The following is a 12,194-nucleotide window of genomic DNA, read 5'->3' on the forward strand; positions in this document are numbered from 1 at the left end:
CTACATAGATACAGTCTACATAGACGCAGGCTACTGAAAGAACCGGGAGCGCGGACACCCGGTGAGCGGGACGGCGTCCCGGGCAGAAGGAGAATTCGCACTAGCCTCCGGCGTGCGATCGTGAACACCGACCGGAGGCTCCGATGAACGCTGACCTCTCCCTGGCGGGCCGCACCGCCGTAGTCACCGGCGCGGGCGCCGGGCTCGGCCGCTGCGAGGCCCTCGCCCTGGCCGCACAGGGCGCCAATGTCGTCGTCAACGACGTGGGGCCGGCCGCCGACGAGGTGGTCGCCGAGATCAAGGAGGCGGGCGGCCAGGCCGTCGCGGTGACCGGGGACGTCGGCGACTGGTCGATGGGCGACACGCTGGTGTCGGCAGCCGTCGACACGTTCGGCTCGCTGGACGTCCTCGTCAACAACGCGGGCGTGCTGCGCGACAAGATGCTGTTCAACCTGTCCGAGCCGGACTGGGACGACGTCGTCCGCGTCCATCTGAAGGGGCACGCGGCCGTGTCCCGCGCCGCGGCCGTGCACTGGCGCGCGGCGAGCAAGGCGGCGGGCGGCCCGGTCTACGGGCGTGTGGTCAACACCGCGTCGGAGGCGTTCCTGTTCGGGTCGGCGGGCCAGCCGAACTACTCGGCGGCGAAGGCCGGCATCGTGGCGCTCACGCTGTCGACGTCCGCGGGGCTCGGCCGGTACGGGGTGCGCGCCAACGCGATCTGCCCCCGCGCACGGACGGCGATGACCGCGGCGACGTTCACCGAGGGCACCGCGCCCGGCGGGCTGGACGTCATGGCGCCCGAACGCGTCGGGACGTTCGTCGGCTACCTCGCCTCCCCCGCGTCCGAGAAGATCAGCGGCCAGGTGTTCATCGTGTACGGCGACATGGTCGCGTTGATGGCCGCGCCGACCGTGGAGCAGAAGTTCACCGCGGCGGACGGCGTCTTCTCCGTCGAGGAGCTCGGCGAGCAGATCACCCCGTACTTCGAGGGCCGGGACGCGCACAGGACCTACGCCGCCTACAGCGTCGCGGCGCTCGACGACACGGGCACCAGCAAATACTGACCCGGTCCGTTGGCGGCCTCGCCGGCTCAGAAGACGTCCGGGCCGCGGAGGGTCGCCTCGGCGCCGCCGTCCACGTAGATGACCTGGCCGGTCATGTGGGTGTTGGCCGGGGAGACCAGCCAGCGCAGCGCCTCGGCGATCACCTCGGGGTCGGCGTACCCGTTCAGCGGCATCGGGACGGCCTCGTTCATCGCCTTGAACATCGCCTCGTCCCCGAACAGCGGCGCGGTCATCGGCGTCTTGACGACGCCGGGCGCGATCGCGTTGAGGGGGATGCCCGCACCCGCCCATCCGGCGGTGACGCACACGCGGCGCATCCACTGCGCCAGCGCCGACTTCGAGGACGGGTACGTCTTGTACCCGTCCCCGGCCTGGACGACCTTGGCCGCGGCTTCGAGCGCGGCGGTCTCGTCGCCGTCCAGGCAGGCGCGGACGATGGCGTCGTCCACCGGCTGCGTACCGGCGATCGAGCCGACCACGGCGGCGCGCGGCGCCTCGGCGGCGGCCAGCGCCGCGCGAAGGCCGTCCAGCAGGGCGACGGCGCCGAAGAAGTTGACCTTGACGGGGAGTTCGGTGAAGTGCGAGACGCCGGCGCAGGCCACGACGGCGTCGAGCGTCCCGCCGCACAGGTCGAGGACTTCGGCGACCGCCCGCGTCCGGCCCTCGGGTCCGCCGAGGTCGGCGCACACGTCGGCGTCGCGAAGGTCGACGCCGACGACCTCGTCGCCCTGCTCGCGCAGCAGCCCGGCCAGGGTCCTGCCGATGCCGGACGCCGACCCGCTGACGGCGATGGTGCGTGCCATGGCTTCTCCCAGGTGTGGAGGTCGGTGACGCTCCCCATCACCGGGAGGCGTTGGATCGGGGGGCCAGCAGGAGCCGGCAGGCCAGCCGGATGTCGCCCTCGACGTCCGCCATGGACGCGCGGCCGTTCAGGCTGGACTGCAGCACGCCGTACCAGCACTGCATGACCAGCCGGACGAGGGTGACGTCCTGTGCGGTGGGCACCTCGATGCCCACGGCCCGCAGCAGGACCTCCCGGAACGTGTTGTCGATGTGGACGGTGTCGGCGACGGTCGCGACGTGGGCGGTGTTCGAGGCGTGCAGCATCGACGTGGACAGGACGGGCTGCGCCATCAGGTACCGGCTGGCCTCCACCAGCAGGTCGGCGACCGCGTCCTCGGGGCTGGTGCCGGGCTCCGGCTCGGAGACCTGTTCGCGGAGCCGGTCGACCTGCGCGGCCATGACCGCGGTGAACAAATGAACCTTTGACGGGAAGTACCGGTAAAGGGTACCGATCGCCACCCCGGCCGCCTTCGCCACCTCGTGCATCTGGACGCGTTCGAGAGACTTCTCGGCGCCGATGCGCGACGCGGCGCGGAGAATGCGCTGGCGCCGGTCGTGCTGCTCCGGCGAGCTGGGCTCGGCGGACAGCCTGGCGGATGCGATCCTCGCCACGGTCCTCCCCCGGTCCGTTCGTGTCCTGACCATTCCCGTACCGACAGGGACCAATATCCGGGGCCGAAGCCGTCCCCGCGAACCTCGATACCGGTCAGTGGGACGGGTCGTCCCGCCGCGGCGACCGGCGCGTTTACGTTGTGCGCGCGCCGGAATCCCGAGCTCGGAGGGAAGTCACGTGGGACGAGCCGCGTGGGACGACGAATACGAGATGGTGGTCGCCGGTTCCGGCGCCGGCGCCATGACGGGCGCGCTGGCCGCGGCGTCGAACGGGCTCCGGACCGTCGTCCTGGAGAAGACGGGCCTGCTGGGCGGGACGTCCGCCTACTCGGGCTCGGCCATCTGGCTGCCGGGGACGCGGGTGCAGGAGCGCGCCGATATCGGCGACTCGGCCGAAGGGGCCCGGGCGTATCTGCGTGCGCTGCTCGGCGACGAGGCCGCCGCGCACCGGGAGGCGTTCCTTTCGACCGCTCCGGAGCTGGTGGAATTCCTGGAAAAGAACCCGGCGATCGAGTTCGAATGGCGTGCTTTTCCCGACTACTACGCGGCGCCCGGACGCCTGGAGATGGGCCGGTCGTTCGTTCCGCCGGACCTGCCCGTGGAGCGGCTCGGGTTGCTGGCCGGGCTCGTCCGCCCGCCGGTGGATCGCGACCGGGCGGGCCGCGGGCACTCGGCCTCCAGGCCGATGGCGCAGGGGCGCTCGCTGATCGGGCGGCTGCTGCTGGCGATCGTCGCGACCGGCAACGGCGAGATCCGCACCGAGACCCCGCTGACCGGGCTGATCATGGAGGACGGCCGGGTCGCCGGCGTGGAGGCCGGAGGTCTCCGGCTGCGGGCGTCGCGTGGCGTGCTGCTGGCCGCCGGAGGTTTCGAGGCGTCGGCCTCCCTCCGGGCGGAGCGCGGCGTGCCGGGCGGCGCGCACCTGACGATGGCTCCGGACGGCGCGAACACTGGTGACGCCATCGCGGCCGCCGTCCGGGTCGGCGCGTCCACCGGTCTCCTGGATCAGGCGTGGTTCTGCCCCGGCGTTCTCACTCCGGACGGACGTCCCGCGTTCACGCTCGGGTTCCGGGGCGGGCTCATCGTGGACGGGTCGGGGCGCCGGTTCGCCAACGAGTCTCTCCCGTACGACCGGATGGGTCGGCGGATGGCGGACGCGCGGGCCCCGTTCCACTTGGTCTGGGACACGCGGTTCGACGGGCTCCCGGCGATCTCCGTCCCGCCGTTGACGCCGGACGAGCAACTGGCGTCAGGCGCGTGGGTCCAGGCGGACACGCTGGACGAGCTGGCCGGGAGGCTCGGCCTCCCGGCGGAGGCCCTGGCCGCCACGGTCGAGCGCTTCAACGGCTTCGCCGGCAAGGGCGCGGACGAGGACTTCCACCGCGGCGAAGACCCCTACGACCTGTACTTCTCCGGCGGCAGGTCATGCGTCGTCGCCGTCGACCGGCCGCCGTACTTCGCGGCCGCCGTCGTGCTGAGCGACCTCGGGACGAAAGGCGGCCTGCGCATCGACCCTGACGGCCGCGTCCTGGACGGCTCGGACCGTCCGATCCCCGGGCTCTACGCCGCCGGCAACACGAGCGCCTCCTTCACCGGACCCGTCTACCCGGGGCCCGGCGTTCCGATCGGATCGGCGATGGCCTTCGCCTACCGCGCCGCCCAGCACATCTCGACGTGACCGCCGTCCGACTCGATCGGCAAATCCTGAAGGGGTGTTCAGGATTGTTCAGCCTCGCTTCAGGAGCGCTGTGGAGCATGAACTTGTCGAATGCCGCACACCGATTCCGGGGGAACCGATGGACCTTCGTGCGGGCGTATCGCGTATGCCGCCGAACCTCGTTGTGAAAGGGCCGACCGGCCTTCCGCGCTCGGAGATCCGTCCTGGCGGCCGAAACGAGGACGCCAGTGGCCATTCCGATGTGAAACGCCGGAAACGGTGGCGGGCTCGGCTCTACTACTGCTGAGCGGGCCAGGGCGGCGCGGCCCGAACGGAAGCCGTGGCTGGGGTTCACGCCCACCGGTCGGGCTCATCGTCGGTGCGTCCGGAATCCGCCTTCGCCTTCCCGTCTGCTCGGGCCTCACCACAGGGACCCGGCGCCGGCCAGTGTTTCCGCCTGGTGAGCATCGGTCTACCGAACCAGAGCCAGCCCGCGAGGATGGCCAGGCAGGCGGTGGTGATGAGCGCGAGCGGGCCGGCGAACAGGTAGCCGACCACCACCATGGTCGAGGCGGTCATCGTCACGGCCAGCGCCAGCGTCCCGACGATGCCGTAAAGGTTCGACCGCCGTACCAGCGCCTCCTTACCCCCTCGGCGGAAGAGGACCCGGTGCTGGGCCACCGGGGCGATGAAGAAGATCGAGGCAACGGCGGCCGCGACCAGTGCGACGTACCACAGCCAGCGCTCCGCGACGTCGAGCCGGTCGTAGCCCGGGGCGAACGGGACGGTCAGAAGGAAGGCGAAGAGGACCTGCACCCCGGTGACCGCGACCCGGAAGCCCTGCAGGAGTTCGAGGAAGTTGCGTATGGTCCGCTCGGCCGGGCTCTCATCGATGGGGCTGGTGTCGTGGTGTGCCGCGTCAATGGTCACCACGACCGTTTCATCGTGAGCGGAGCCGCGCGGTGCCGGAACTCTGGAATTCCCGCCGATCCACCTCCTCAAGCACCGGCCCATAAAGGCCGTGTTCGAATTTTTCCCGGACGGAGATCGCGGCATGACTCCCTCAAAGTTTCGCAGTGACCCCAGCGCGTCGACCTTCGAGGTTAATTCAAGAAAATGATCAAGTCAGGGACTTTGCTCTATATTTGCATGCCACGAACGCCCCTTGACGCGATGGCCCGCCTCTTTCGAGAGCGGGCCGGCGGATCGTCAGCGCGTCGAACGACACGCCGTCACTTGGGCGAGCTCAGGGCTCGGCCAAGCCTCAGAGGGCGTCGCCGAGGTCCGGGGCGTCGGAGTGCTCTTCACGAAGGTGATCTCCTCGCTGTGAGAAGCGCCTCCGCCGCGGGTGCGGTGGTAGTCCGCGCTGGAGATCCCGAGCTCGGCCGCCTCGACTTTCTCCGCCGGGGTCGCCTCGTAGGGCTTGGGAGCCAGGGCCCCGTTCACGAGCTGCATTGTGTTCCTCTCCACAGAGGGCACACGAGCTCCGGGGTAGTGGGCCCCAGGACTCGTGCGCAATCGGATGATCGCGACACCGAGGCCTGGGAGGGCTCTCGGTTGTCAATTGCATCGCAAGTTAATTCCGGGCTCGCCGATGGCGACTAGACTTACTCAACGCGTAAGCCTCTCGTTCCATGCGGCGGCCTAGTCACCCGTCGACAGAGGCGCGCGGAACGACGGGAAGGTCTCCACGGGCTTCAGGAGGCCGACCCGTCGTTTTCCGCATGACGGCGTCCACCATCACAACCGCGGAGGACCGGCAAGCGCATGCCTGGCTGCGATCACGTCGATCGCAAATTTCCGGGAATTCCGACTTCGGCATGAGCCGTTTCGTGCAGATTCAGGGGCGACCGCCGGTCCGATGAGTCCAGTCCTGGTGGTCCGCCCATGAGCCGGGGCCGCCGCGCAGGTCGCGCACGACACAGCTCGCCTGGGGGTCGCCGGCGGCACTTCGGGGCCCGCTCTCGATGGCGTCCGCGAGCAACAGCAGGTCGGGGACGACATCGGGCCGCCGCGCCGATTGCGCAGCGTCAGCCGGACGGCCCCTCCCCCGCTCGGCCCCCGGACGACCAGGACCGGCACCGCCTGATCCCCGTCCCATCCCGAGAGGCCGAACACCACCCCCCTCAACGTCATGTCCTTCGCCGCGGCCAGATCGCAGTGCCGTGTCCCGGTCCAGTCGGTGACCGTCAGACGACCAGAACCAGGAACGAGAAAAATCCGAGATTCAGCCATCGGTCGACCCGTGTGGTCAAGGTGGCCGTTTCCCCGGCGATGCCCAGTTCCCGGTCTTCCTTCACGGGTGCCAACCCCACCTTCGACAGCCTTTGCGAGACCCCCGGGGTTTTCAGAATGGACTAACCGGGCCGGTCGCACACCCCTCCGCGGATTCTGGTCAGACCAGGTTGTCTTCTACCTTCAGGCCGAATTCGCCTCGGCCGTACATGGACAGGGCGTGTTCCACGTCGTTGGCCACGTGGACGCTGCCGGCGTGGGCGTCGCGCCAGGCGCGTTCGATGACGTTGCCGCGGTGGAGGGAGTTGCCGCCGGCGGTCTTGAAGAGGATGTCGATGGCCTCGATGGCGCGTTCGGTGCCGCGGACCTGGTCGCGGCGGGCGCGCAGGCGGAGTTCCATCGGGATCTTCTCGTTGCGGACGGCGTAGTCGTGGATCTCGCGGACGTTGCGGTCGGTCTGCAGGATCGCGGCGTCGATCTCGGATGCGGCGCGGGCGACGGCGACCTGGGCGAACTGGTCCTCGACGAAGCGGCCGCCGCCGAGGCTGAGGCGGATCCGGTCGCGCATCCTCGCCACGTAGAGGTCGTGGCAGCCGGCGGCCATGCCGATGACGCTGGCGGCGACGGTGCTGGTGAAGATCGTCCCGAACGGCATGCGGTAGAGCGGGCCCGTGTTGACCTTGCGGCCGGGGTTGCGGAGCTGGGCCTGCTCGAAGTTGCGCATCGCGCGGTGCGACGGGACGAAGGCCCCCTCGACGACGATGTCGTCGCTGGCGGTGCCGCGCAGGCCCATCGAGTCCCAGACCTCGGCGATCTCGTAGTCCCGCCTGGGGACGAGGACGGTCATGAAGTCGACCGGGCGGCCCTCGGCGCCGACGACGAGGGCGCCGAGCAGGGCCCAGGAGGCGAACTCGCAGCCGGACGAGAACGACCAGCGGCCGGTGAGCTCGTAGCCGCCGTCGACCGGGGTGAGGCGGCCGATCGGGGCGTAGGACGAGGCGATGAGGGTGTCCGGGCCGGCGCCCCACACCTCGCGCTGCGCCTCGTCGGCGAAAAGGCCGAGGTGCCAGGAGTGCACGCCGAGCACGGCCGCGACCCAGCCGGTCGAGCCGCAGGCGGCGGAGACCGCGCGGATCACCTCGTAGAACTCGACCGGGTCGTCCTCGGCGCCGCCGTGGCGGGTCGGCTGGAGCATCCGGAACACCCCGGCGGAGGTCAGCTCGCGGATCGTCTCGGCGGGGATGCGCCCCTTCTCGTCCACGGACCGGGCACGCTCCGCGATGCCCGGCAGCAGCTCCCGAACGGCGTCCAGGACCTCGTTGCTCATCCCCGTTCCTTCCCTCGTACGGCCCTTGCAGGAGACCATGCTCGCGTGTCCGCGCGGGCACGGGCGTCCCGGCCACCGGGACTCACCGATCAGGCCGGTGGTCTGCGACCTAATGTTCGAATCACCCATGCATCGCCGAAGGGATGATCCACGTGACCGCAACCGAGTCGGACGCCGTCCGCGCCATCGAGGCGGAGGCGATCTCCCGCCGATTCGCCCGGGGGTGGCACTGTCTCGGGCTGGCCGAGAAGTTCCGGGACGGCAAGCCCCACACGGTCGACGCGTTCGGGCAGAAGCTCGTGGTCTTCACCGGTGAGGACGGCAGGACGAACGTCCTGGACGGCTACTGCCGGCACATGGGCGGCGACCTTTCCGACGGCACCGTCAAGGGCAACGAGATCGCCTGCCCGTTCCATGACTGGCGCTGGGGCGGCGACGGCCGCTGCAAGAAGATCCCGTACTCGCGCCGCGTGCCGCTGCGGGCCCGGACCGCCGCGTGGCCGACGATGGAGCAGGACAAGATGCTCTTCGTCTGGAACGACCCGGAGGGGGGCAGGCCTCCGGAGGACGTCACGATCCCGGTGATCGAGGGCGTCTCCCGCGACGACTGGACCGACTGGCGCTGGACGGAGACGATCGTCAACGCCAACTGCCGCGAGATCATCGACAACGTCGTCGACATGGCGCATTTCTTCTACATCCACAAGTCGTTCCCGACGTACTTCAAGAACGTCTTCGAGGGCCAGGTCGCCACGCAGATCATGAAGGGCCGCACCCGGGAGGACGCCCGCCGGGAGGGCGGGGGCGGCGGGCCGCGGATGCTCGGCAACACCTCCGTCGCGTCCTACCACGGCCCCTCCTTCATGATCGACGAGCTGACGTACCACTACGAGGGGTACGACCTGAACTCCGTCCTGATCAACTGCCACTACCCGATCGACGAGAACTCGTTCTCGCTGCACTCGGGCATCATCGTCCGGCACAGCGACGCGCTGCCGCCCGAGGCGGCCGAGGCGACCGCGCAGAAGCTGTCGGACTTCATCCTGACCGGCTTCGAGCAGGACATCGCGATCTGGCGGCGCAAGGCCCGCATCGACAACCCGCTCCTGTGCGAGGAGGACGGGCCCGTCTACCAGCTGCGCCGCTGGTACGAGCAGTTCTACGTGGACGTCGCGGACGTCAGGCCGGAGATGACCGACCGGTTCGAGTTCGAGATCGACACGACCCGCCCGGTCGAATCGTGGGAGAAGGAGGTCGAGGACAACCTCGCGCGCCGGCAGGCCCAGGGAGCCTCGACATGACGACCCGGCAGGACGAACGCCACCTGGACGGCCCGCTGCTTCCGGTCCGGTGCCGCCGCTGTGCGGCCGAGGTGCTGGTGCGCAAGTCGAGCTGGGAGCAGACGAGCATTCAGTGGAACGCCGAGGCGAGGGGCGCGTGCGTGGGCCTGGACGATCCGCACGCGACCTGCCCGGCGCTCCGTTCGGCGATCCAGGAGGCGGCGCTGAACGGCGCCATCACGGTCGTCGAGTAGCGCCCGCTCGGTTTTGGGGGCGGCGGAGACCGGCCGTGATCGCTTTGAGGACGGTGGCCGCCTCGTCCCGGGCACGGGCGGGGTCCGGGGCGGCGCCGGCGGTCATCGCCGCCTCGCAGAGGGCGCTGAACATCAGGCGCGTGAGCATCGCGTTCGAGTCCACCGCGAGTTCGCCGGTGGCCGACAGGTCGTCCAGCAGCGCGCGGACGGCGGGGAGGCCCATCTCCGCGTCGAGTTCCCGGCAGCGTTCGACGCCCAGGGCCGCGGGGGCCTGCTGGAGCAGGGACCGGTGGGCGGCGTCCGCGACGGTCCCGTCCAGGTACGCCTCAAGCGCGGCGACGAGCCGCTCCCAGGGGTCGTCGTGCCGTCCGGCCGCGGCGGCGACGGCCTCCACCAGCCTGGCCTGGCGGTCGGTGAACACCGCCTCGAACAGCCGGGCCTTGTCGGTGAAGTGGTAGTAGACCGACCCCTTGCTGACGCGCGCCGCCTGGGCGACGTCGTCGATGGTGGTCGCCGCGAAGCCCCGCTCGGTGAACAGGCGTCGCGCCGCCTGGAGCACCGCGTCCCTGGTGAGTTCCTTGTATTCGGCACGGCGGCTCTTGACGGACATGCCGACCAGGTTACAGTCTTTGACTGTGAGTCAGTTTTCGACTGTTGGTCATGAAGAGCTGGAGACGAGCCGCGGCACCATCCGTTTCCGGCGGCACGGCGACGGGCCGGGGCCCGCCGTGGTGTTCCTCCAGGGGTTCCTCGCCGGCCCGGACGTGTGGTCCGAGGTGATCGACGGGCTCGCCGGCTCGCACCGGTGCGTCACGGTCGACTGGCCGTTCGGCGCGCACCGCGGTCCCATGCGCGCGGACGCCGACCTGTCCCCGCCGGGCCTGGCCGAGCTCGTCGTCGAGGTCCTGGACGGGCTGGACGAGCGGCGGGCCGTGCTGGTCGGCAACGACAGCGGCGGAGTCGTCGCGCAGCTGGTCGCGGCCGCACGTCCCGAGCGGGTCGCCGCGCTGGCGCTGGTGGCCTGCGACGCGTTCGAGACGTTCCCGCCGGGCGCCTACCGGCTGCTGTTCCGGCTCGCGGCCGTCCCCGGGTTCGTGCGGCTGATGGCGGCGGCCATGAACGTCCCGGCCTTCGCCGCCTCGCGGCTGGGCTTCGGCGCCGTCATCGAGCGCGATCCCGGCTCGGTGCGCCACTGGGCCGCCCCGCTCGCCGCCGACCCCGGCGTGCGCCGCGACATCGCCAAGCTCATGACCGGCTCCTCCCGCACCCAGACGCTCGCCGCCGCGCGGACCTTCGGCGGGTTCGACCGTCCCGTCCTCGTGGTGTGGGCGGACCGGGACCGCCTGTTCCCCCGCTCGCTCGGCCGCCGGCTGGCCGCCGCCTTCCCGGACGGCCGGCTTGAGGTGGTGGAGGGCTCCGGCACGTTCGTCCCGCACGACCGGCCGGAACGGCTCGCCGAACTGCTCGGAACCTTCCTCGCAGGTCAGGACCGATGACGCCGCACGAGTTCCCCGCGGTCTTCGCCGCGGGCTGGGCCCTGCCGAAACCCGGCGCGTTCCTCGACCACTTCCTCCCGCTCATCCACAGCGAGGCGGTCTTCACCCAGCCGATGTTCCCGGACGCGCACGGCATCGCGGCGGTCGACGACATGTTCCGGCGCCTGTTCGTCCTCTTCCCGGACCTGACCCTCACCGTCCGGCGCAGCGCGGTCGACGGGGACACCGTCTTCATCGAGTCCGACTGCACCGCGACCCTCGGCCGGGGGCCCGTCGCCTTCCCGGTCTGTGACCGGTTCGTCATCGCCGGCGGGACGATCCGGGCGCGCCGGTCCTTCTCGGATCCGCTCCCCGTGCTGTTCACCGGGCTCCGCCGCCCGTCCGGCTGGCCGCGCCTGCTCCGCGCACGGTTCCGCTGATCGCCCGGCTTGACCTCAAGATTGGTCGAGGTCCTAGCGTTCCTCCCGATCGACGATGAAGGAGGACGCTGATGAGGGTCTCGGGTTTCCATGAGCCGGGCGGGCCGGACGTGCTGCGGACGATTGAGGTTCCGGCGCCGGAGGCCGGGCCGGGCGAGGTCCGGGTCCGGGTGCGAACGGCCGGGGTGCAGCCGTACGACCTGGCCATCCGCGAAGGGTGGTCGCCGCCGGGGACTCCCGAGGGCTTCCCGCGTGTGCCCGGCAACGAGTTCGCCGGCGTGGCCGACCAGGCCGGCGCGGGGGTCACGGAGGTGAAGGCGGGCGACGAGGTGATCGGCAACTGCCGCCTGAACGCCTATGCCGAGTACGTCGTCGTCCCGGCCGGGGTGCTGGCGGCCAAGCCCGCGAGCATGCCGTGGGACGTGGCGGGCGGCTTCCCCGCCGCGGTGATGACCCCGCACATCGCGCTTGAGGAGATGCGGGTCGGGCCGGGTGACACGCTGCTCGTCCACGCGGCGGCGGGCGCGGTCGGAACGGTCGCCGTCCAGCTCGCCCGAATCGCCGGAGCCACGGTCATCGGCACCGCGAGCGAAGGCAACCACGACTACCTCCGGTCGATCGGCGCGACACCGGTCGCCTACGGCGACGGCCTGGAAGAGCGCGTGCGGGCCCTCGCGCCGGACGGCGTGGACGCCGCCCTCGACGGCGCCGGCGGCCACGCCCTGGACGTGTCCATCGACCTCGTCCAGGACCGGAACCGGATCATCACCCTGGTCGACCACGGGCGCGCCGCCGAACTCGGCGTGCGCACCACACCGGACAAGCGGTCGGCCGCCCGGATCGCCGAGGCCGCCCGCTTCTACGACGAGGGACGACTGCGCGTCCATGTGCGCGGCGTGTTCCCGCTCGACCGCGCGGCCGACGCCCACCGCGAGGTAGCGACCGGCCACGGCCGCGGCAAGGTCGTGCTGGACGTGGGCGGCGACGCGGCCTGATCGCCTGGACGC

Annotated in this window: 13 protein-coding genes; 7 read left to right on the forward strand and 6 right to left on the reverse strand. The window is 71.0% G+C overall.

From position 1 onward, the window contains the following. Positions 1-143: 143 nt before the first annotated feature. Positions 144-1,064, forward strand: a complete 921-nt coding sequence (locus ACQPXG_RS36330; protein ID WP_433463663.1) for an SDR family NAD(P)-dependent oxidoreductase — start codon at positions 144-146, stop codon at positions 1,062-1,064. 26 nt (positions 1,065-1,090) lie between these two features. On the opposite strand, the gene ACQPXG_RS36335 is transcribed toward ACQPXG_RS36330, so the two are convergent. Further along, positions 1,091-1,867, reverse strand: a complete 777-nt coding sequence (locus tag ACQPXG_RS36335) for an SDR family oxidoreductase (RefSeq protein WP_433463664.1) — start codon at positions 1,865-1,867, stop codon at positions 1,091-1,093. Positions 1,868-1,904: 37 nt separating this feature from the next. Beyond that, positions 1,905-2,519 carry a TetR family transcriptional regulator gene (locus ACQPXG_RS36340; protein WP_433463665.1) on the reverse strand — a complete coding sequence of 205 codons (615 nt, stop codon included), beginning with the start codon at positions 2,517-2,519 and terminating at the stop codon, positions 1,905-1,907. Between the two features lie 178 nt (positions 2,520-2,697). Between ACQPXG_RS36340 and ACQPXG_RS36345 the strand changes: the two genes are divergently transcribed. Next, the gene (locus tag ACQPXG_RS36345) at positions 2,698-4,197 is read left to right on the forward strand and encodes an FAD-dependent oxidoreductase (protein ID WP_433463666.1); all 1,500 of its coding nucleotides are present in this window, start codon (positions 2,698-2,700) and stop codon (positions 4,195-4,197) included. Positions 4,198-4,527: 330 nt separating this feature from the next. Here the strand turns inward: ACQPXG_RS36345 and ACQPXG_RS36350 are convergent, their stop codons facing one another. The 3 genes from ACQPXG_RS36350 to hsaA form a co-directional block, all read right to left on the reverse strand. Continuing rightward, on the reverse strand, positions 4,528-5,109 hold the full coding sequence (locus tag ACQPXG_RS36350) for a DUF6328 family protein (protein WP_433463667.1): 582 nt from the start codon (positions 5,107-5,109) through the stop codon (positions 4,528-4,530). A 276-nt stretch (positions 5,110-5,385) separates the two neighbouring features. Next, complete coding sequence (locus ACQPXG_RS36355) at positions 5,386-5,631, reverse strand: hypothetical protein (protein ID WP_433463668.1); 246 nt, start codon at positions 5,629-5,631, stop codon at positions 5,386-5,388. A 940-nt stretch (positions 5,632-6,571) separates the two neighbouring features. After that, positions 6,572-7,738: a 3-hydroxy-9,10-secoandrosta-1,3,5(10)-triene-9,17-dione monooxygenase oxygenase subunit gene (gene hsaA, locus ACQPXG_RS36360; protein WP_433463669.1), complete on the reverse strand. Its 1,167-nt coding sequence runs from the start codon at positions 7,736-7,738 to the stop codon at positions 6,572-6,574. Between the two features lie 143 nt (positions 7,739-7,881). On the opposite strand from hsaA, the gene ACQPXG_RS36365 reads away from it, so the two are divergent. Together ACQPXG_RS36365 and ACQPXG_RS36370 are read left to right on the forward strand one after the other, a co-directional pair. Next, positions 7,882-9,039 carry a Rieske 2Fe-2S domain-containing protein gene (locus ACQPXG_RS36365; RefSeq protein ID WP_433463670.1) on the forward strand — a complete coding sequence of 386 codons (1,158 nt, stop codon included), beginning with the start codon at positions 7,882-7,884 and terminating at the stop codon, positions 9,037-9,039. Then, positions 9,036-9,272 (forward strand): ferredoxin, encoded by a 237-nt coding sequence (locus tag ACQPXG_RS36370; RefSeq protein ID WP_433463671.1) that lies wholly within the window; start codon positions 9,036-9,038, stop codon positions 9,270-9,272. The genes ACQPXG_RS36365 and ACQPXG_RS36370 overlap by 4 nt, the downstream gene beginning before the upstream one ends. Here the strand turns inward: ACQPXG_RS36370 and ACQPXG_RS36375 are convergent. Beyond that, entirely contained in the window at positions 9,256-9,882 is a 627-nt protein-coding gene (locus tag ACQPXG_RS36375) for a TetR/AcrR family transcriptional regulator (RefSeq protein WP_433463672.1), read from the reverse strand. The genes ACQPXG_RS36370 and ACQPXG_RS36375 overlap by 17 nt on opposite strands. A gap of 25 nt (positions 9,883-9,907) precedes the next feature. Here ACQPXG_RS36375 and ACQPXG_RS36380 point away from each other — a divergent pair, with 25 nt between their 5' ends. The 3 genes from ACQPXG_RS36380 (at position 9,908) to ACQPXG_RS36390 (ending at position 12,182) form a co-directional block, all read left to right on the forward strand. Further along, positions 9,908-10,768: an alpha/beta fold hydrolase gene (locus ACQPXG_RS36380; protein WP_433463673.1), complete on the forward strand. Its 861-nt coding sequence runs from the start codon at positions 9,908-9,910 to the stop codon at positions 10,766-10,768. Next, positions 10,765-11,187, forward strand: a complete 423-nt coding sequence (locus tag ACQPXG_RS36385; RefSeq protein WP_433463674.1) for a nuclear transport factor 2 family protein — start codon at positions 10,765-10,767, stop codon at positions 11,185-11,187. The genes ACQPXG_RS36380 and ACQPXG_RS36385 overlap by 4 nt, the downstream gene beginning before the upstream one ends. A gap of 71 nt (positions 11,188-11,258) precedes the next feature. Beyond that, complete coding sequence (locus ACQPXG_RS36390) at positions 11,259-12,182, forward strand: NADP-dependent oxidoreductase (RefSeq protein WP_433463675.1); 924 nt, start codon at positions 11,259-11,261, stop codon at positions 12,180-12,182. Positions 12,183-12,194: the final 12 nt, after the last annotated feature.

This window comes from Spirillospora sp. CA-128828 (assembly GCF_050945415.1).
Taxonomy (GTDB): Bacteria; Actinomycetota; Actinomycetes; order Streptosporangiales; family Streptosporangiaceae; genus Spirillospora.